At 60.6% G+C, this 21,032-nt stretch carries 17 protein-coding genes and 1 pseudogene; 3 read left to right on the forward strand and 15 right to left on the reverse strand.

The window, feature by feature from the left end:
• Nucleotides 1-271: 271 nt before the first annotated feature.
• The 12 genes from gspD to APH41_RS03860 form a co-directional block, all read right to left on the reverse strand.
• Nucleotides 272-2,398, reverse strand: coding sequence for a type II secretion system secretin GspD (gene gspD, locus APH41_RS03805; RefSeq protein ID WP_054917527.1), 2,127 nt, complete (start codon nt 2,396-2,398; stop codon nt 272-274).
• 5 nt (nt 2,399-2,403) lie between these two features.
• The gene (locus APH41_RS03810; RefSeq protein WP_054917530.1) at nt 2,404-2,904 is read right to left on the reverse strand and encodes a general secretion pathway protein GspN; all 501 of its coding nucleotides are present in this window, start codon (nt 2,902-2,904) and stop codon (nt 2,404-2,406) included.
• A complete protein-coding gene (gene gspM, locus APH41_RS03815; RefSeq protein ID WP_054917534.1) occupies nt 2,901-3,503 on the reverse strand; it encodes a type II secretion system protein GspM in 603 nt (200 codons plus the stop codon). The genes APH41_RS03810 and gspM overlap by 4 nt, the downstream gene beginning before the upstream one ends.
• Nucleotides 3,478-4,470 carry a PilN domain-containing protein gene (locus APH41_RS03820; RefSeq protein ID WP_054917541.1) on the reverse strand — a complete coding sequence of 331 codons (993 nt, stop codon included), beginning with the start codon at nt 4,468-4,470 and terminating at the stop codon, nt 3,478-3,480. The genes gspM and APH41_RS03820 overlap by 26 nt, the downstream gene beginning before the upstream one ends.
• Entirely contained in the window at nt 4,467-5,168 is a 702-nt protein-coding gene (locus APH41_RS03825; protein WP_054917543.1) for a hypothetical protein, read from the reverse strand. Before APH41_RS03825 ends, APH41_RS03820 begins: the two co-directional genes overlap by 4 nt.
• Entirely contained in the window at nt 5,165-5,773 is a 609-nt protein-coding gene (locus APH41_RS03830; RefSeq protein WP_054917546.1) for a prepilin-type N-terminal cleavage/methylation domain-containing protein, read from the reverse strand. The genes APH41_RS03825 and APH41_RS03830 overlap by 4 nt, the downstream gene beginning before the upstream one ends.
• Nucleotides 5,770-6,102: a type II secretion system protein gene (locus APH41_RS03835; protein ID WP_034128223.1), complete on the reverse strand. Its 333-nt coding sequence runs from the start codon at nt 6,100-6,102 to the stop codon at nt 5,770-5,772. The genes APH41_RS03830 and APH41_RS03835 overlap by 4 nt, the downstream gene beginning before the upstream one ends.
• Nucleotides 6,099-6,524, reverse strand: coding sequence for a type II secretion system protein (locus APH41_RS03840; protein WP_054917547.1), 426 nt, complete (start codon nt 6,522-6,524; stop codon nt 6,099-6,101). The genes APH41_RS03835 and APH41_RS03840 overlap by 4 nt, the downstream gene beginning before the upstream one ends.
• A 7-nt stretch (nt 6,525-6,531) precedes the next feature.
• The gene (gene gspG, locus APH41_RS03845) at nt 6,532-6,942 is read right to left on the reverse strand and encodes a type II secretion system major pseudopilin GspG (RefSeq protein ID WP_054917549.1); all 411 of its coding nucleotides are present in this window, start codon (nt 6,940-6,942) and stop codon (nt 6,532-6,534) included.
• A gap of 20 nt (nt 6,943-6,962) precedes the next feature.
• Nucleotides 6,963-8,159, reverse strand: a complete 1,197-nt coding sequence (gspF, locus tag APH41_RS03850) for a type II secretion system inner membrane protein GspF (protein ID WP_054917552.1) — start codon at nt 8,157-8,159, stop codon at nt 6,963-6,965.
• Entirely contained in the window at nt 8,156-9,823 is a 1,668-nt protein-coding gene (locus APH41_RS03855) for a GspE/PulE family protein (RefSeq protein ID WP_256220102.1), read from the reverse strand. The genes gspF and APH41_RS03855 overlap by 4 nt, the downstream gene beginning before the upstream one ends.
• 257 nt (nt 9,824-10,080) lie before the next feature.
• On the reverse strand, nt 10,081-11,121 hold the full coding sequence (locus APH41_RS03860) for a LacI family DNA-binding transcriptional regulator (RefSeq protein ID WP_054917554.1): 1,041 nt from the start codon (nt 11,119-11,121) through the stop codon (nt 10,081-10,083).
• Nucleotides 11,122-11,322: 201 nt separating this feature from the next.
• Here APH41_RS03860 and APH41_RS03865 point away from each other — a divergent pair, with 201 nt between their 5' ends.
• Nucleotides 11,323-13,515 (forward strand): TonB-dependent receptor, encoded by a 2,193-nt coding sequence (locus APH41_RS03865; RefSeq protein ID WP_054917556.1) that lies wholly within the window; start codon nt 11,323-11,325, stop codon nt 13,513-13,515.
• Between the two features lies 1 nt (nt 13,516).
• Nucleotides 13,517-14,848 (forward strand): LLM class flavin-dependent oxidoreductase, encoded by a 1,332-nt coding sequence (locus APH41_RS03870; protein WP_054917562.1) that lies wholly within the window; start codon nt 13,517-13,519, stop codon nt 14,846-14,848.
• Nucleotides 14,849-14,918: 70 nt separating this feature from the next.
• On the opposite strand, the gene APH41_RS27860 is transcribed toward APH41_RS03870, so the two are convergent.
• Entirely contained in the window at nt 14,919-15,317 is a 399-nt protein-coding gene (locus tag APH41_RS27860) for a VOC family protein (protein WP_072446255.1), read from the reverse strand.
• A gap of 747 nt (nt 15,318-16,064) precedes the next feature.
• Complete coding sequence (locus APH41_RS03875; RefSeq protein WP_177333545.1) at nt 16,065-18,209, reverse strand: acyltransferase family protein; 2,145 nt, start codon at nt 18,207-18,209, stop codon at nt 16,065-16,067.
• A 290-nt stretch (nt 18,210-18,499) separates the two neighbouring features.
• Between APH41_RS03875 and APH41_RS03880 the strand changes: the two are divergent.
• Nucleotides 18,500-19,399 (forward strand): annotated as a pseudogene (locus tag APH41_RS03880) (site-specific integrase); the annotation flags it as partial.
• Between the two features lie 333 nt (nt 19,400-19,732).
• Here the strand turns inward: APH41_RS03880 and APH41_RS28995 are convergent.
• A partial coding sequence (locus APH41_RS28995) for an acyltransferase family protein (protein WP_177333546.1) occupies nt 19,733-21,032 on the reverse strand: 1,300 nt, incomplete at its 5' end.

The raw sequence follows: 21,032 nt of genomic DNA on the forward strand, positions 1-21,032 counted from the left end.
GGTATAACTGCGTCGCCTGTTAGGCCGCCTTCGCGAGCAAGCCCGCTCCCACAGTTTGATTGCGGAGTGTCAGGTAGATAGGTGTCGGCTGGTAGGCCGTTATCGCAGGCAAGCCAGCTCCCACATTTTTGATCGCGGGGTGTCAGGTTGATAGGCGTCGGCTGGCAGGCCATCATCGCAGGCAAGCCAGCTCCCACATTTTTGATCGCGAGGTGCCAGGCCACCATCGGGAGCGAGCCCCCTCCCACATGGGTACTCGGTACAGCCAGGATCATTGAGCCGGTCGCAACAGCTGCATCTGCTGGCGATAATCATCCGTCACCTGCCGCGCCTGGCTGCTGCTGGTGATGACTCTTGGCGTGATCAACACAATCAGCTCCGTGCGGTCCTTGGACTTGCCGGTGTTGCCAAACAACCAGCGCAACCCTGGAATCTTCCCCAGGTAAGGCACGGCGCTGACACTCTCAGCGTTGTCCTGCTTGATCAGCCCACCGAGCAACACCGTCTGGCCACTCTGCACCGCCACCTGGGTGGACACCGAGCGCGTGGAGATACGCGGGTTCACCGGCGTCTCACTGTTCCCCGTCGGGTTCTGGGCATCACTGACCTGTTGCTGGATATCCATGTACACCAGCCCACCCGGATTGATGCGCGGCACCACATCCAGAATCACCCCCGTCTGCACATATTCCACACTGCTCAAGGTGGTGTCGGCGTCCCCGGTATTGACGGTGGTCTGACTGATGGGAATGTTGTCCCCCACCTGGATCTGCGCCGGCTGGTTGTTCATCACCACCAGGGATGGCGCCGACAGCACCTGGGTGCGGCCGTTGGTCTCCAGGGCGTGCAGGGCCACTTGCAGGTTGGAACTGACGAAGGAGTAGAACAACGAGTCCGCCGCCCCCAGCCCTGCCCCGCCACCGCCCAGGGCACCTTGGCTGCCGGAGGCATTGGCCACCGTAGTGCTGGTGGAATTACCGGCCAGGCGGCCCAGGTACCACTGCACCCCCAGGTCCAGTTCGCCGGTGAGCTTGACCTCCAGAATGCGGGTCTCGATCTGCACTTGCAGCGGTGGGTTGTCGAGGCGTTTGATCGCCGCTTCGATTTCCTTCCATTGCGCCGGGCGGGTGCGCACCAGCAGCTGGTTGCTGCTTTTTTGCGCGGTGATGCGCGTGCCCGCCTCGAGGTCGCTGGTGGGCGATGCCTGGGTGTTTTCGGCAGGCTCGGATTCAGGTTCTTCGGCTGCGGGCACCGGGGCGCTGGCCTGCAAACCGGCACTGGTGGATGAGGACAAGGTGGTGGTACGCAACCCCGGCGCTACTTTCGCCGGGGCGTCATCCTTGATCGCGCCATTGCCGTAGATCTGCCGCAGGTACTTGGCCAGATCGCCGGCCTTCATATTGCGCACGTCGTACACATACATCTGCGGCTCGTTGCCGCCGCCCTCGTCGATGGTACGGATCCAGTCGCCCACTTCGCTGAGGTACTGGGGCTGGGAAGAAATCGCCACCACCGAGTTGGTGCGCTCGACCGGCAAGAACCGCAGCATGCCGGCCAGGGGTGTGCCACTGTCCGCGCCGAACATGGCTTGCAGCTCGGGCATCAGCTCGGCCACCGAGGCGCGTTGCAGGCCAAACACCGCCACCGACATGCCCTTGAGCCAGTCCACGTCGAAGGTGTCGATGGTGTCCTGGTAGTTGGCCAGTTCGTCGGGCGTGCCGGCCAGGCTCAGGACATTGCGCGCCGGGTCCACCAACAAAAAAGCGTTTTCACGGGCGAAGGGTTTGAGCAGTTTCTGCATCTCGGTGGCCGAGATATAGCGCAGTGAAAACAGACGTGCCGAGAGGCCGCTGGCCGGTTGCGCCACGCGCATCTGCGGCACCAGCTTGCCCGCCACGGCCTGTTTGGCCGGCAGGATCACATAGCGGTTGCCCTGTTTGATCATGGCGTTGTCGGTCCAGGACAGCAGGGTTTCGAGAATCGACAGCGCTTGCTGTTTGTCCACGGGCTTGGAGGTGGAGAAGCTGACAGTGCCCTTCACGCCCTCGGCGATGCTGTAGTTCTCGTGCAGCAGGTCGCCCATCACGCTGTTGATCACGGCCTCGATGGGCTGATCGGCGAAGTTGAACACGATGTCGCCGACCTGCTCCGGCACGTTTACGGGTGCCGCGGGCTGGCGCACAAACGCTTGATTGCCACGAATGAGCTGGCGCTGCGGCGGAGCCTGGGTGGCAGGTGGAGCGGTTTCGGCCACAGGCGCCTGAAGCGGCGGGCGTTGTGCGCCGGTGCCCTGCAGGGCCTCGTGCAGCAGGTCGTCGTCCGGGTCGAGGGTGTCGGGCAAAGATCCACAGCCGCCCAGGGAGACGGCGGTAGCCAGGCAAAACAGCGAAGTGCGCATATCGATCAAGGGAGAGACTCGCGGGGATGTGAGTTCAGGGGTAACCGCTTACCGTAGAGGCTCAGGGTCTGGGTGCGCCCGTTGAGGGCAAAACGGGCGTATTGCGGGGTCAGGTGTTCCAGGCGCCAGCCGTTGGGCAACGCCTGGCCCAAGCGCACCGTGAGCGTGGGGCCACCGGTTTGCTTGAGCATGGCCATTTGCAGGTTGCCGGTGATCATGATGCCGCTGAGGGTCAGGTTGGCCAGGCTCGCCACCTGGGTTTTACCCACCTCCCGGTCCGGGCGGCGATCCGGGCTGAACAGCGGCGTTTGCCAGGTACCGGCAAGGTCTTGCAACGCTGGCGTGGGAGCGGCCTGCACCTGGAACGAGGGTGGCGCGTGCACCGGTGCATCGGGTAACCACCGGGGGGCGTCGCCGATGCTGCTGAGGATCATCGCCATCAACAGCCCCAAGAGCCCGGCCACGCCGAGCCAGCCCCATTCAAGAGGACGCAAGGGGCCAATCATGGTGCCACCCGCGCCGGTTGCAAGTAGCCGCGCACCAGCAGTTGCACCGCCAGCTTGCCCGCCCCGCCACTGGCTGGCGCCTGTTTGTCGCGACGAATATGCAGCTCATCGACGAACAGAAAAGGCGGCTGATATTCCAGCCCATGCAGGATCGCGATCAGCGGTTCGATGGCGCAATTGAGCGTGAGGCTGACCTTGACCTGACGATAGGGCTCGCTGTCGTTCTGTTCGGGCGTGATCGGTTTGCGCTGGGTGAGGTTGCAGCCGCCGCCGAGGTTGGCGTGGCTGTTGATCAGGTCGGCGAGACGCTGCATCAGGTCGGCGGCGACCACGTCCGGGTCGTCCCCTGGCAACAGGCTGGCGCTGCTGGCCGGGTCTTGCTGTGCTTGCGCCAACTGTTCGCGCAAGGCATCGCCCTGGCGTATGACGCTGGCATAGCGCTGCTGCTGTTCACGCAACTGTTCGGCCTGCTCACCCATCGCCCGCAGCGGCCCGGCGAACCAGCTGTCGATCAACAGCCAATAGGCCGCGCCGAGCACCAACGCCAGGGTCAACAAGGCGGCGCCGCGGCGTTCACGGCGTGTGAGGGGTCGGCGCATCGGCGGCCTCCTGGCGTAAGTGGGCACGCAAGGCAAACTGGTCCTTGCCGCTGCGTGCGTCGGGTTGGATCACCCCTTCGAACTGCGCGTTGTCCAAGCGCTGGCAGCCTTTGATGCGGCTGATCAGGCCACTGGCCTTGGCGCTCTGGCCGGAGAAACTCACCTCGCCGTCCTTGACGTCCAATTGGTCGAGCCAGGTGTCGGCGGGCAGGCAACTGGTCAAGTCATTCAGCAGCGCGGCCAGGGGCGGTTGCGCCCGTTTACGCTGGCTGAGGTACTGCGCCGCGCCACGGGTGTTGAGCAGTTGCTGGCGCAGGGCGTGCACCTGGGCGACCTCGGCTTTTTGCTGTTGGACAGTGGCGTGCATGCTGTCGAGTACCCGCTGGCGGTCGTTGAGCCACAACAGCATCGCCGCGATCAGCAACGCGCCGCACAACCACGGCAGGCTGCGCTGCAATTGCTTGCCGGCAGGCCGCGAACGCGGGCGTAACGGCGCGGGCAGCAGGTCGATACCCAGGCCCGCCACATCCACGCGGTGTGGGTACAGGCCGAGGGCGGCGCAGTCAGTGAGGACCTGGTCAAGGCGCTCGCGCAGGATCGCCACCACCCTCACCTCCAGGTGGCTGGGTGTGCGCCGCTCCTGGCGGGCGACGAAATAGAGCTGCCCGGCGTTGAACGGGGTGTAGCGGTCCAGTTCATAGCCAACCACCTCCACGAGGTTGCGCGCGGCAGCCAGAGGCAGTTGCACGCTTTGCTGCAACACGGCATCAGGAGCAAGCATCAGCACCTGGCGCGCATTGCCTGGCAACACTGGAGCCGTCAGCGGCCAGTGATGAACCTGCTCAGGCGGTTCCTGGAACGCCAGCCACTTCGGCACACAGCCGCGTAACTCCGTGAGCCACAGGCGCCAGCCTTGTTGCAGCAGGCTGCCGCGCCAGTAGCGGGCAATCGGTTCGAGTTGAATCATTCTTGCCACCGCACCACCCGATAGGGCTGTGCGCTGTCCTCCGCAGGGCTCAATAAAAGGGTCAGTCGCAGGCGTGCCTGATAGCCGCCGGGGCGCTCGGCGCGGCTGTCGATTTCCACGACCTGGCCGGGGTCGACGCCCTCGGCGTCCTGGCGTGGCAGGTTCAACGCCTTGCGCATCAGGGGGCTGGCGAATGCCGGAGCGGGCCGGTCGAGGTCGCTCCACAAGGTGATGTGCGGCAGTAGTTGGCTGTAGAGCGCCGGGGTCATGCCGGGAAGTTGACGTACCTCCTCCAGCACCCGAAACGGCGCCAGGCCCTGATGGCGGCGAGTCTCAAGGGCCTTGGCCAACTGCTGGGCCTGAACCGGTGTTGCGCCGCAGGCCAGGGCCAGGCGCGTGAGGTCCTGGGGGGCGGCGTTGACCAGGTACAGCTTGCCGCGCTCACTGCGCACACTGACCTGCAAGCGGGCGTCGTCGAAGGTCAGCGCAATAGAACGCCCGTCCGCCACCCACTGCCCTTGCGCCATGACCTCTGCGATACCGGCCTGGGCGGCCAACAGTGTCTGAGTGTGCTGGCGCAGCCACAGCGCCTGGCGACTTTGCAGTTGCACCCACCCGGCCAGGCCACCCAGCAATACGCTGAGCAAGGCCAGCACCCACAGCACCAGCAACAGGGCCGCACCTCGTTGGCGCTTCATTCTTCGCTGCTCGCGCTGGACAGGTTCAGGCGCAGCGCAACCACTTGGGCGACCCATGGCACCGGCCCGTCGACGGAGGCGTCGATGCGCACCGCTGTGGGCAGGCGCCGGGGCCAGGGCCACGGGCTCAACCAGTCGGTGGGCTGGCCCAGTGGCGAGACACCGCGATAGCTGAACTGCAGCGCCTCGACGTCATGCAAAAGCACCTGCGGCTCATCGCGCTGCGCGTTGGCGTGGGAGGCCCTCTGCGAAAAAGCCACCTGCAGATCCTGCCCGACCCGTTGCAGGGTAAAGCGCTGGATACCCCCGCCCAATACACCGGGCAAGGTCGCCACAAACTGCAAACGTTCAGGCATGCCGATAAAAAAACCTTCGGCCTGGCTGTCATCGTCAGTGAGCTTTAGCGGCAGCGCCTCGCTGATCGAGGTGCGCAAAAACTGTTGGGCGGCGCGCATTTCATCCAGGCTGACGGTGTAGGCCTGGGCCTTGGCCACCGCCCGATTGGCCCCCAGCAACGCTGCGCTCACCAGCAGCAACAACACCGACAGCAAGCTGAGCACCACGAGCACTTCCAGCAACGTGAAGCCCTGCTCCCGGCGCTTCACAGGCGCGCCTTCAAGGTGCTGAAGTGCGCCTGATGCGCGCCTTCACGCACGTTAAGGTCGAGACGAAACAGGTGCGGCTGTTGGCGGGTACTGGTCAATTGCCAATGGATACCCTCGAGTTCGCCTTGGCGGGTTCCCTCCGTCAGCGGGCCGGCGGCTTCCTGGTCCAGCACCGTGAGCGCGGCATGGCTGAGGCGGTCGCTGCGGGCCACCTGGGACAAGGCGCGCGCGCTCTGGCCGAAGGCAACCAGCAACACGCTGCTGCACACCGCCATCAACGTCAGGGCGGCGAGCATTTCCAGCAAGGTGAAACCGGCCTGGTGCTTCATGGCAGCGCCTTGAACTGCACACTGCCGGTAAGCCAGCCAATGTCGATACGCCAACGACGGCTACCGTTGGCCAGCAGCAGGTTACCGCCGGTAGAACTGCCGTCGGGATAGAACACCACGGCCGCCCCGGCCTGCTCGGCACTGTGCAAGGTCACTTGCACCTGCGCTGGCCACTGCTGTGACGCACGCCCTGGAGCCTGGAACGAGCGGCCCTGGAGGTCGAATTGAGTGCGCGCCACCTGGCCGCTGACGATGGCGCTCGCCCGCGTGGCGCGCAGCGCCTCGACCATCTGCGCGACCACCCGGCGCTCCTTGGCCACCTGCAGCCCTTGCCGTACACCCAGCCCCAACAACCCCGCCGCAATGCCGATCAATAGGATGACCACCAGCATCTCCAGCAGGGTAAAGCCTCGCTGGGCCACGGGCGGGTTATTCCCAGTTGCCCAGGTCGGCACTGTAGCCCTCGCCGCCGGGTTGGCCGTCCTGGCCGTAGAAGATCAGGTCGAAGGCACCGTGCTCACCGGGGAAGCGATAGCCGAACCCATGGCCGAACGGGTCTTTCAACTCCGAAGGCTTGGCGTAGGGGCCGGCCCAGTTGGACGCACTGGCCGGCTTGTCGAGCAGCTGTTGCAGGCTGTTAGGCGGCGCACCCACGTCCAAGGCGTAGCTGTCGATCTTCATGCTCAAACTGGCCAGTTGCGCCTTGCCCGCGCCGTACTTGCCCTTGTCCACATTGCCACCGACCTGGCGCACCACAATGGTCGCGACAATGCCCAGCAGCACGATCACCGCCAGCATTTCCAAGAGGGTGAAGCCGCCTTGGCGGTGTCGGGTTTTCATCGGTTCTGCTCCTTGAAAGTTCATATATGGCTGGTGAGGCTCATCAACGGCAGCATGATCGCCAGCATGATCACCGCCACCAGCACCGCCATGACCACGGTCAGGGTCGGCACCAGTGCCGCGAGCAAGCGTTCGATGGCGCGCTTGGCCTCGACGTCGAAGATGTCGGCGACCTTGAGCAGCATGCTGTCCAGTTCACCGGCCTGTTCACCGACTTCGATCATGTGCAGTGCCAACTCAGGTAGCAGCGGCTGGCGGCCGAACGCATCGGCCAGGGTGCCGCCGCCTTTGACCCGTTGCGCTGCCAGCGCCACTTGCGCCTGGAGCGCACGGTTGCTGCAGACTTGCCGGGCGATCACCAGCGCGGGCAGCAGCGCCACGCCGTTGCTGAGCAACGTGCCGAGGGTGCGGGTCAGGCGGGCGGCTTGCACCCGTTGCAATAGCGGGCCGATCACGCGGATGCTCAGCAGGTGACGGTCGTAACGCTCACGGCGAAGGGGGTCGCGCAGGCGCCCCGCCAGGATCCATGCACTGATCGACAACCCGGCCAGCACCACCAGGCCATAGGCGCCGAGGAACTCGCCGAGCGCCAGGATCACCTGGGTGATCATAGGAATCGGTACGCCCAGGTCTTGGAAAATCGGCACGAACTGCGGCACCACATAGGCCAGCAACAACGCCAGGGAACCCAGTACGCCCACCACCAGAAACGCCGGGTAGATCAGCGCATTGATCACCTCGCCGCGCAGCAACTGGCTACGCTCCAGGTAGTCGCTGAGCTGGCGCAGGGTACCTTCCAACGCCCCGCCGGCTTCACCGGCGCGCACCATGCTCAGGTACAGCGGGGAAAACGTGCCGCCCTCCTCCTCCAGCGCCGCCGACAGCGGTTTGCCGGCCTTGACCTGGTCGCGGATACGCTCGATCAAGGCCCGCACCTGAGGATGGCGGGCTTGCTTGAGCAACAGGTTTAAAGCGCGTTCGAGGGGCTGGCCGGCGCCCAGTAGCGTGGCCAATTGCTGGGTGAAACTCACCAGCGCTACGCCCTTCAACTGCCCACGTGCCTGGCGCAACAAGGGGCCGCTGGCCGTTTCGATGTGCAGCAACAACCACCCGCGCTGATGCAAGACGGCGACAGCGGCCGCTTGGTCAATGGCCTGCAACGTGCCGCTCTGGGCCACGCCCTGGCTGTCCAGGGCGCGGAACTTGAACAGGCTCACGCGTCATCTCCACGGGTGACACGCAACACTTCCTCCAGGGAGGTGACACCGGCCAGGGCCTGGCGCAAACCGTCTTCATACAAAGTGCGCAAACCGGAGCGGCGGGCGGCGTGCTCGAGGCTGGCGGCGTCGGCGTGGCCCATCAGCAGGCCACGCAACTCGTCGTTCATTACCAACAACTCAGTGAGGGCGCTGCGGCCGTGATAGTCACCGCGGTAAAGCAGGATCGGACGCTGCTCGGTCAGGCGATCCAGGCCGTGCTCCTTGATCAATTCCGGCGGGGCCTGGAAGGCCACGCGCGTGGCAGGGTCCAGGCGCCGCACCAGGCGCTGGGCGAGAATACCGCTGACCGTGGAGGCAATCAGGTAGCTCTCCACGCCCATGTCCAGCAAGCGCGTGATACTCGCAGCGGCGCTGTTGGTGTGCAGGGTCGAGAGGACCAGATGGCCAGTGAGTGAGGATTGGACGGCAATGCGGCAGGTTTCCAGATCGCGGATTTCGCCGATCATGATCACGTCCGGGTCCTGGCGCACGATGGCGCGCAGCGCTCCGGCAAAGTCCAGGCCGATGGCGGGTTTGACCTGGATCTGGTTAATCCCTTCAAGCTGGTATTCCACCGGGTCTTCCACGGTGATGATCTTGCGTTCAGCGGTGTTGAGCTGCGACAACGCGGTATAAAGTGTGGTGGTTTTGCCCGAGCCCGTAGGCCCTGTGACCAACAGGATGCCGTGGGGCCGCGCCAATAGATCCTGGAAGGCCGCCAGGCGCGGGCCGTCGAAGCCCAGGCTGGGGAAATCGAATTGCACGGTTTGCCGGTCCAACAGGCGCATCACCACCGACTCGCCAAAGCTGGTGGGCACCGTGGACACCCGCAGGTCCAACGCTTTGCCCTGGATGCGCAGCATGATGCGCCCGTCCTGGGGCAGGCGTCGTTCGGCGATGTCCAGGCGCGCCATGATCTTCACCCGCGAGATCACCGCCGCCGACGAACTGGCAGGCGGTGCTTCGGCGTCGTGCAGCACGCCATCGATGCGGTAGCGCACCTTGAGTTGGTTTTCGAAGGGTTCGATATGGATATCCGAGGCGCGCTGTTCCACGGCGCGCTGCAGGATCAGATTGACCAGGCGAATCACTGGCGCTTCGGAGGCCATGTCCTTGAGGTGTTCGATGTCCTCCAGCACGCCGCCCTGCTCATCGAGGTTTTCGATCAGGCTGCCCATGGCGGAACGGCCCTGGCCGTAATAGCGCTCGATCAGCGTGTCGACTTCATTATGCGAACCGACGGCCAGCCAGACCGGCACCTCACAGGCATACGCCAGGGCCTGGAACGGATACCACTGCGCCGGGTTGGCAGCCATTACGCGCAACCCGCCCTGATGCCAACCCATCGGCACTAGCTGGTAATGGCGCATAAAGCGCTCGGTGAGCACGGGAAGCGGGTCAAGCAACGGCGGCGCCGCGTCGGCCACCAGTAGTGGCGCATCCAGCAAATCGGCCCAGGCGCGAGCCAGTTCGACTTCGGACACCAGGCCCAGGCGCGTGAGTAAACCGAGCAGGTCGCCAGGCTCAGTGGATAAACGCTGGGCGCGTTCCAGATCAGCGATTTTGAGCCCGGCGTGCTGCATCAGCCACGCGCACACTTGGTCGGTGTGCGGGATCTGCATCTTGCAAGCATCGATGGGCGCTGAGGACATCATTGAGGAATATCTAACGTTGCGAAAAGTATGGCTATTTAGAACTACCGAACAATGCCATTAGTTCGCCATAGCCCAGGCAGGCGTTAGCCGGGTGTATCGACTGGAAGTTATAGCCCTAGTTCCGGATGAGGGGGTAATTAAATACAAAACATTGCCAAATGCACTGATTTAGAGCGTTAGCAGCCAATAGCCACTAGTTGCAATTAGCCATAACGACGGGTCATTCAGGTGCTCTCTCTTTCAATTAACTGACAGTGCAAAAGATTCAAGCGCTCAACTTCCTCATCGGTGGCTAATACGCCCAGACTTTGCAGGACGCGTGTGGCAGCGAGTACACCAATCTCCAACGCGGGTGGCTGGAGGGTGCTGAGGCTGGGCAGCAACATATGGGCAAACGGGTAGTCGCCAAATCCCAATACGGCGCAGTCCTGGGGGATGCTCAGCCCGGCGCGTTGACCGGCCAGCAAACCACCGGCGGCGAGGTTATCGTTGGCGAAGAAAATCGCGTCGGGCGTGATCGTCTGCCCCATCAGCGCGTCCATGGCCTGCTTGCCAGCTTCGAAGGGCGCACGGTCGGCGTCCGGCACAAAGACCCACGGCTGCACACCCAACTCGGAGAGGGTCGCGGTAAACCCATCGCGCCGCTCCAATGCGCTGAAGTCGCCCACTGCACTGTTTTGTACGAAGGCGATGCGCCGATAGCCTTTGCCATGCAAGTAGCGAGCGGCGGTGACGCCCACTTCATAATGAGAAAAACCCACTTGCAACGGTGCGCGTTCCGGCACGTAGTCCCAGGTTTCGACGATCGGTATATCTGCCTCGGTGATCATCTTCTCGGTGCCAGGGCTGTGAAAGCGGCTGGTCAGCACCAGCGCTGCCGGCGACCAGCCGAGAAAGGCACGCACCGCACTTTCCTCCTGTTCGATGCTGAAATAGCTGGAGGCCAGCAACAGCTGGTAGCCGTGACGACTGAGGGTGTCGCTGAAGCCCTGCAGCGTATTGGCAAAAATCGGCCCCGAGATATTCGGAATCACCATCGCGACGATTTTGCCTCGCGCAGAGGCCAAGCCACCGGCCACCAGATTGGGCACATACCCCAATTGCGCCACCACCTCGGCGATACGCTCGCGGCGCTCGGGCGAGACCTGTTCAGGTTGGTTGAAGTAACGCGACACGGTAATGGCCGACACCCCGGCCTGGCGTGCCACGGTGTTCAGGGTGACGCGTCCGGCGCCCCGGCGTTTGCGCGGTGGGTGTTCGCTCACGAAATAGCCCTATAAAAAAGGAATATAAAACTAATTTTTTAGTATTTGACGCTCTAAACGGCCCGCTTCAATAATGCCGATGTTAGCGCTAACAAAGCGCGCTGTCTGCTACTCGCTCGAGCGAATGCCCAAGACATGTTCACAGGCGCTGACGGTCGCAGAACCGCAGCGGACCAGGGTATTTTTTCGAGCGGGCACAGCATGCATAACTTTCCACGGCACACCCATTTGTTGCTTCTGGCCGGCCTCAGCGCCTTGCCCGTCTGCGGCGCTGTTGCGGCTGATGAGCAGGAACCCACGCTCCAATCCGTGACAGTCACCGCTACCCGCCGCGAAGAATCGCTGCAAAAAGTCCCGGTGGCCGTCTCGGTGCTCGATGGCGAGCAACTGGAGCGTGACAATCGCAACGGGGTGGCGAGCATCGCGCAGCAGGTGCCATCGCTGAACTTTCGCACCGGTGCTTCGAACAAGGACACCTCATTGTTCGTGCGCGGCGTGGGCACCATTTCTACCTCGCCTGGGGTGGAGCCCACTGTGGCCACGGTGATCGACGGCGTGGTCTATGCACGCCCCGGCCAGGCCACCCTCGACCTGCTGGACCTTGAGCGCATCGAAGTACTGCGCGGCCCGCAAGGCACGCTGTTCGGCAAGAACGCCTCGGCCGGCGTGCTGAATATCACCAGCAAGGCGCCGACGGCCCAGACCCACGGGTTTATCGATCAGTCGTTCTACAGCGGCAATGAAAGCCGCACGCGCTTCGGCATCGGCGGCAGCCTGGTACCGGAGGTACTCAAAGGCTCGATCAGCACCTTGTTCGGCAGCTACGACGGCAACGTCGACAACCGCCATAACGGTCAGGAGGTCAATGGCTACAACCACAAGGGCGTTCGCGGCAAGCTGGAGTTCACGCCCAACGACGACGTGAAGCTGACCCTGATCGCCGATTACATGCAGTCCCACAATGACGCGCCCAATGGTGTGGTCAGCAAGTCCCTGAACCCGGCGTTCAGCAATGCCTTGAGGCCGGTGCGCGCCTCAAGCGACAACCGCGATATCAACACCGATACCCGCAGCCATGTGCAAGACACCAACAAGGGCCTGTCGGCACAGTTGGACTGGAACCTGGGCGACTACACCCTCACCTCGATCACCGCCTGGCGCGGCTGGGACAACATTCAATATCAGGATGGCGACCGTCTCGGCACGGTCACCGCCGCATTCCCCGGCACCGCTGACAAGGGCGACCTGGCGTTCGACCAATACTCCCAGGAGCTGCGCCTGGCCTCGCCCAAAGACGAGTTCCTGGAGTACGTCGGCGGCCTGTTCTACATGCATGGCAAGGATGAGGAGACCTATCAGCGCACCCTCACCACCACGACGCGGGTCGATAGAGGCATTGCCGACTACAGCACCACCAGCGACAGCTACGCGGTGTTCGGCGAGACCACGCTCAACTTCACCTCGCGCTTTCGCGGCATCGCCGGGTTGCGTTACACCCATGACGACTTGAAGTACGACCATCGCCGCGTGTCCACCTCTGCCACTACCGTCAGCGGCATTCAACCGGCGACATCGAGTTCCGGTTCGGTAGACGAGGACGGTTGGTCCGGGCGGCTGGGCGTGCAGTACGACATCAGCGACACCGTGACCAGCTACCTCACTTACTCGCGCGGCTACAAAGGCCCGGCCTATAACGTGTTCTTCAACATGCAGCCGCGCGACACTGACGCGCTCAAGCCGGAGACTTCCAATACCTGGGAAGCCGGAATCAAGGCCACTGCCTGGAACAACCGCCTGACCACCAACCTGGCGGTGTTCCACAGTGACTACGACAACTACCAGGCCAACTTTTTCGACACCGTCGCCGGCCAAGTCGTGACACGCCTGATCAACGCTGGCAGCGTCAGCACCGAAGGCGTCGAGCTCGATTACGCGTTGCAAGCCACCCAGCAACTCAAGCTCTCCGGCGCCCTGGCCTATACCCGGGCGCGCATCGATCAGTTCGCGTGCCCGCCAGGCGCGGCGGCGACCTGCAACGTCAATGGCAAGCCACTGCCGTTCAGCCCGGACTGGAAAAGCTACGTGCGCGCCGACTACAGCATCCCTCTGGATAACGGCCTGGATATCGAACTGGGCACTGACTACAGCTGGCAGAGCGAAGTGCAATACGACATCAGCCAGAACCTGAACACCAAACAAGGCGCCTACGGCATCTGGAACGCCAGCGTGGCCCTGGCCGACTACACCAATGGCTGGCGCGTGGCGCTGTTGGCGAAGAACCTCGCCGACAAATCCTACTCACCGCTGCTAGCCAGCGGCGGCAACTACATCTACCGCGCCGTGCCTCGTGACGATGAGCGTTACTTCGGCGTGCAACTGCGCAAGGATTTCTAGCATGAGCCGTCAACTCAAACTCGGCGCCTTCCTGATGGCTACCGGGCACCACGTGGCCGCCTGGCGCCACCCCGACGTACCGGCGAATGCTGGCCTGGACTTCGCCCACTACAAGCATTTGGCACGGGTGGCGGAAGCGGCGAAGTTCGACGCACTGTTCGTGGCCGACAGCATCGCCGCCGCCACCGGTGAGGTCGCCAGCCAGATGGCGCGTTCGGATCATTTCGAGCCGCTCACCCTGCTTTCGGCCCTCAGTGCCGTGACCGAGCATATCGGCTTGATCGCCACCGCCACCACCAGCTACAACGAGCCGTACCATGTAGCGCGCAAATTCGCCTCGCTGGATCACCTCTCCGGCGGCCGCGCAGGGTGGAACCTGGTGACGTCGGATAACGCGGCCGAGGCGCTGAATTTTGGTCGTGACGAGCACCTGGGTCACGCCGAACGCTACAGCCGCGCACGGGAATTTCATCAGGTGGTGACGGGGCTGTGGGACAGCTGGGACGAAGACGCCTTCGTGCGCGACAAGGCCAGCGGGCGCTATTACGAGCCAAGTAAACGCCATGTGCTGGACCATGTGGGCGAACACTTCCAGGTCAAAGGCCCCCTGAACGTGGCGCGCTCGCCCCAGGGCCAGCCAGTGATCGTGCAGGCCGGCTCCTCGGAAACCGGCCGTGAACTGGCCGCGCAGACCGCCGAAGTGGTGTTTACCGCGCAGACCTCACTGGCCGACGCGCAGGCCTTCTACAGCGACCTCAAAGCTCGCCTGGGCCAATACGGGCGCGAGGCCGATTCGCTGAAAATCATGCCGGGCGTGTTTGTGGTGGTGGGGCAAACCGAAGCCTTGGCCCAGGCCAAATTCGAAGCGTTCCAGGCGCTGGTCGAACCCAAGGTGGGGGTGGCGTTGCTGGGGCGCATGTTGGGTAATTTCGACCTGTCCGGCTACCCCCTCGATGGGCCGCTGCCCGAGTTACCCTTGACCGACAGCGGTCAACGCAGCCGCCAGCAACTGCTGAGTGAACTGGCCCAGCGCGAACACCTGACATTGGCGCAACTGGGCCGACGCATTGCCGGTGGACGCGGTCATTACAGCTTGATCGGCACGCCGCTGCAGATCGCCGATGAACTGCAGCGCTGGTTCGAAGAAGGTGCGGCGGATGGCTTCAATATTCTGGTGCCGCACTTGCCGGGCGGGCTGGAGGATTTTGCCGGCCTGGTCGTTCCTGAGTTACAGAGGCGCGGTTTGTTTCGGCGCGAATACACCGGCACCACACTGCGCGAAAACCTTGGTTTGGTGCGCCCGGTCAGCCGTTTCAAGAAGACGCGATCATGAAGCCGCAGGTAAGGCGGCAGCCAGAACGGCACTGCCGCAAACACCCCGTACAAGCCAGAATGTGCCGAACTTACAAATCTCCACGATGAACAACATGTACCTTATTGCCATCTGGATCACGCAAGTATGCGCCGTAGTAACCTTCACCATACTGCGGACGTAAGCCGGGCATTCCCTCATCCGATCCGCCCGCATGAAGCCCGGCGGTATAGGCAACGTCTACCGCATCTGGAGAGGGAGCCGAGAAAGCGACCATGCTGCCATTCCCTGCCCTGGCTTCGTTGCGATCATAAGGGCTGTACACATAAAAGCGAGGAAGAGCGCTATCTGGCTTGACCCAGCATGCCGACGTCGGTCCACCATCAGGAGTTACGGTGCGGCGACACAGCCCCAGCGGGATCAGTACAGCGTCGTAAAAAGCGGCAGCCTGATCAAGATCATTTGTTCCAACAGTGATGTGACTGAACATCCGCGACCCTCCTTTGTTTTTGATGCGAGGGATTCTATCTTGCCTTTCAGGCAGAAGGTTACACAGTCACCATTGGCGGCTGAAAGACAGATACCCGGCCTGGCGACACTCCCCAGATAAGGTCCGAGCCCATTGTCATTGCTGAATCCTGAAGGAACTCATATAAAGGTTTCGGCCGAACCATGGCGTTCGATTCTCGGACGTCCGCTAAGATAAGGCAGTCGGATCTCATCTCATTCACAAAGCTGAGCGTGGATTACTTTCGCTTAGCGGATGATCGGCGGTAGGAGACGACAGTCTCAGATTATCGAACATCAGGGATCACTAAGAGCCTGCTTAGGCTGAGCCTCATGACCGCCATGGCGGCATCATTGAGAGCTTCCAGCGAAATCACCGAATCGTTTTGCGCGGGTTTAGCGCAGGCACAAAAAAGCCGATCTAGCCAATCGACTTAACTAACTGATTTTAATCATGAATAATGGTCTTGACGGAGTGATTCGAACACTTGCCTCCTAGCAACCCATGCTGGCGGGAGTCCTGAAAAGCCTTTAATACCAACACCTTACGTGGGCGCCCACTGCAATCGACGCCTAACGATGCCGGACAAAGATTCACGAATCCCCGCAAAACTCCCTACAGGCTTTCTGACAGAAAGTCCCTGCGCCCCGGCGTCCTGCCGAACGAATACCAAACTCAATCTCGCAAGAAAAAGCCCGCACGCGGCGGGCTCATTTGATGTTGACGAGGCTATTCCGCAGACAGCTCCTTCATGATCAGCGGTGCCAGTGCGGTCTTGGCAAAATAGAGAGAGGCTGGCGGCGACAGGTGACCGTAGTCAAACGTCACCAATCCTGTTTTCCGATCATCGCCAAGGTAAGTCATGCAACCATCTGCATTGCAAAACGCCCCCAGCGCCGACAGATATTCAAACCCACCAGCACCACCAGCGTACTTGGAGGCCAGCGCCCTGTCGGTGTCGAAGGATGCAGGCAGCAGATTTTCTTTAGTCCGGCGCGGCGTGTTGTTCCAAAACTTGCGCACAACCAACTGATTCAGGAACTGGTCATAGCGCGGCACTGGACCAACCACAATTACATTTTTGACCCCAAGCGCCTTGGCCCTTGCTGTAAGGTCGATCAAATTATTCTTTGTGTCATGCTGTTCAAGTTGGGCAATTACAAGTACCTGTGGCTTTTCCTTTGCCATCACCTCAAAGGCGAACTCATTGGAGCGGTCGCAGTACTTCAAGCCCCCTGTAGCGGTCCCCGGCAAGTTCGCCTCACAGCCAGAGCTTGCCACCTGCAATATGGATACGGAGGGCGGGAGCGTCTTGCTCAGGCCGTAATAGTATTGCTGGGCGTGGGAGTCTCCCCAAAGCATGACCTTTGTGTCAGTGGTCGGCACATAGCATTCGGTGCTGATCTGCTTGCGCGGCTCCATTGTGAAGCCGCCGGCACGGTAACGCTCGATGTCAAAGAAGTCACAGCCGAACCGATAGCCCTCGATAATCCCCTGGTTAGTGAAGTAGGCCCAAGCCGGCAGGGAGTTTTCGAAATACTGCGCGTAGCTCTCGCGATCCTTGAGGCCGACTGATAGCCCAGGGCGATTCATGAGACCATTTTTGACAAACGTCACAGCACCAACGGCAGCAACAGTCAGGCCCAGCGCCAGCAATAGCCCTGTTTTTGGGACTCGCAGCTTGGCGTTTCTGAAAGGTACTTCCACATACTTATAGGTGCCGTAGGCCAGCAACGTACTGGCGACCACAGCAAGTACGCCGCTGATTATGCTCAGCTCCTCGGCGCCAAGAATCCGGATGTAAGTGATTACCGGCCAATGCCACAGATAAAGCGGGTAGCTGATCAGGCCAATCCACACCATCGGGCGGCTCGCCATGACCTTCCTGTTCAACCAGGCATTCGGACCGGCCATGATCATCAGCGCAGAACCTGAGACCGGCAGCAATGCCCAGAACCCTGGGAAAGCCTTGTACTTGTCCACGACTACAACTGATGCGATCAGCAGCACTGCCCCGGCAATCGATACCAGATTTCGAACTTGCGCAGAGCCCTGGATCTTGTCGGCAGTAGAGGGGCGGAACACCGTGATGTAGGCAATGATGCTGCCGCACAAAATCTCCCAGAACCGATACTGCGGCATATAGAAGGCTGCTGACGGGTTCGTCCCCAGCTTATGCACATCGGCGCCCAGGGAAATGACCGCGAGCAAGACGATTACAGGCAGGACCGCAGAGCGCCAGCGCCACATGACCCAGGCTGCAATGGGGAACAAGATATAGAACTGTTCCTCGACTCCCAGCGACCACAAATGGAGCAATGGCTTAAGCACTGACGATGTGTCGAAGTATCCGGCCTCGCGGTAAAGGACAAGGTTTTGAATAAACCCGATACCGCCCGCGACATGCTTACCCAACATCTTGAATTCGCCAGCCATCAGCGTGAACCAGCCAACCGCGTAGCAAGACACCAAGACAAGAATAAGCGCGGGGAAAATTCGCTTTACGCGGCGCTGGTAAAAGTCCAGAAAACTAAACGCTCTTGAATCTAACCCTTTGAAAATAATGCTGGATATCAAATATCCAGAAATAACAAAGAAAATATCAACGCCAATAAAACCACCACGCATGAAAGATGGGAATGCGTGATATAGAACAACTGAAAGTATTGCAAAAGCCCGGAGACCATCAATATCCGGACGGTACTTCAAATGGTCATGAGCTTTCGTGTTGCCACTCACTGACGACCCTCTTGCATCCTTGAGTAGCGGAGCCTTCACATTCATTACAGTGCAATTCCATTGGCAGACCTTCGCTACAAGTGTGAAGCGAAGCTCAATGTTCGTTGGCCTCAACTGGCCAATCTGGTCGCGCATGGTACTGCTGGCGGATAGCCCGCCGCAACCTTCGCCCAGTGTTAGAGGCTAAGGCCAACAGTGCTGGAGTGTCAGGCAACAGCCACATAAAGCAAGATCGCCAGCGGTGCTTGCTTAATAAGGACGCATCAACACTTAGCCCCGGGAAGCGCGATAAAATACCGTTCGAATTTCTGTCGTGACCGTGTTCAGGTACGAGCCCTGAACGTCGAGTATCCAGCTGCATCAGCCTAACTGCCGCCAGAGAAAGCGCGCCTATTCCATTAACTCGAAAACATTGGGCCCCGTACATCACGCTCATCGATGACAGTACCCTGACGCCGTTTGTGCGTGGCCAGCAGAAGCCAACCAAGGACGGCGCAAGGAAAGGTCAAACCAGGCGTATCGAACAAGACGGCGAATATCGCCCTACAAGGAGTCGTCGGATTTTTGAATCCGTACCACCGCAAGGGCGGGATACAGAAAGCGGCTATGGCTGGAAAGCGTGCCAGTGATATCGATGATGGAAGAAGAGAAATCCAGCAGGAAACCTTATCCGCTGTCATTGGATGACCAGTCAATGCTGTTCGCCGAGCTGCCGGACCACCTGTTGAGGATGGCCCTCTCTAAGGTGGACATTGGATGCCGGAAACAGGAAGTCTGCAAATTGCGGTGGGATTGGGAAATACGGGTACCGGCGTTGAGCACCAGCGTGTTTCTGATACCTGCCGGGTTCGGCGGGCGAAGTGAGAAAGCCGGGGTGAAGAATGACGATGAACGCCTGGTGATCCTGAACAAGGTGGCCATGTCGATCATCGACAATCAGCGCGGTCTGCACAAAGACCTGGTGTTCCCCTACGGGAAGGCAGATCAGTTCGGGCCAACGGTAATGCATCGCATGAATGACTCGGTCTTGAAGAAAGCCAGGGTGCGCGCATAGCGGAAAGTCGGAGACGGCCTACAAGGCGCCGACACACCCGCGGTTCAGATTGATCAGGATTCACGACCTGAAACACACCTTTGGCAGAAGACCACGTGCAGCAAGCGTGACAGAGGTAGATCGCAAAGCGTTATTGGGGCATAAGAACGGCAGTATTACGAGCCACTATTCCACCCCGGTGTTGCAGCATCTGATTGAGGCTGCGAACAAAGTGTTGGCAACTGACTCTCGCGAGCCAGTGCTGACCGTTTTGAGGAGGAAATCGAGATGATCCCCCGCAAAGTGCCTACGTATGAAAAAGCCGAACAGGTTCGAGTTCGGCTAAGTCATTGAAAAATATGGTCGGGACGGAGTGATTCGAACACCCGCCCCCTAACACCCCGTGTACGCGGACACCTCTACAGGCCGCTAAACACAAGGCTTCGCGCCTGGCGCTCGCTGCAACGATGCCTAAGAGTGCGGAACCGTAACTCACGAAGTCTCTTGTAAAGTCACTGAGCCTATTTAGGCTCCCTCCGGCGTCCTGCAGACCTAACACAAAATTCAAACACGAGAGAAAAAGCCCGCACGCGGCGGGCTTAACATCAGCAACGCAACTTGGTCGTTATCTTTGCGCCTGGCTCTCAGGATCCGCCAGTGCCCTATTGATAATCGGCATCAGATCCTTCGCCATAAATTCAGAACCCTTCGCAGACAGGTGATCGTCATCACGGTACATCATCTGGCCGTCGATCATGGCCCAGCACCATTCGGCGTCGCACAGCTTCGCCTGCGTATCAAACAGCGTCACTGCCGGAAAGTCTTTCATGACCCTGGCAACTACTTCTTTGTATTCTTTGTTTCGAGAGTCCACTTCTGCCCGAGATATAGCGCACGGGCTCTTAACCTTGTTGGTCAAACGTAATGGACGACTATCAACGCACGACATCGGAGAGAAGCCAAGCTCAGGAATATCCAATACGAACACCACCTGCTTGCCCGCTTTGGCGAGCATCGTGAAGGTGTTTCTCATACCGGCCTCGAAGACTGCTGCGTAATCTGTCACCTCCGGATGGCCGACTAGCTCCAGGACTCTATCGTGATGGATTAGATCATCTCCCTCATGGTAACCGTTACCGGTCAGGTACATGGGGCCCCGGGACGACAACACAACTGTTTTTACAGACTCCGTATTGACTGCCAACTCGATTGCCTTGTTGATGTAGGTCGAGCACCAATCACGGACGCCTCTCGGGTGAGATGTGACGTTATAGAACGACGTGCATCCGGAAACTCCGATGTTTAGAAGGTTTTTATTTTCCTTTGCCATGGCTTCGGACAGCCCGAGGCGAATATGGTCACTGTGGGAGTCGCCAATCAACATAGCCGATGGGTCACCCTCCCGAGTCATTGAGCAATGATCAATGGGCCAGAACGCGGGGTAGGCCTTTCGGCAAGTTTCGTTCGCCAGATCGCCCCAGTTGAATTGGCTGTTATTGCTGGCAAGTTCTTGAACGCGAAAAGGCAGGCCATCGCGCGCAAATGTGGCGTATCCAACGCCGCCCAAACACAGCATCACACCCCAAAGCAGCGTTGGTTTCAGTGCAGTTTGTGCACCAAATCGAATCGGGCTTTCGATAAAACGATAAGTGAGCCAAGCAAGCAGAACGCTCAACAGAACACCGGCAACCTGTATTTCCCAGGATGGGACAGCGGATTCCATAATTCTGGCGAACGAAAGAATCGGCCAATGCCAGAGGTACAGCGGGTAACTGATCACGCCAATGAAGAGCATGAATCGATTGCTCAGAAGGGTTCGGTTCACCAATGCGTTGGGACCCGAAAAGATCAGCATCGCGGTGCCAATTACGGGCGACAGAGCCCACCAGCCAGGGAAGATGTCACCGCTTTTTAGGAATGCTACC

Source organism: Pseudomonas sp. NBRC 111138 (genome assembly GCF_001320835.1).
Classification (GTDB): Bacteria; Pseudomonadota; Gammaproteobacteria; order Pseudomonadales; family Pseudomonadaceae; genus Aquipseudomonas; species Aquipseudomonas paracarnis.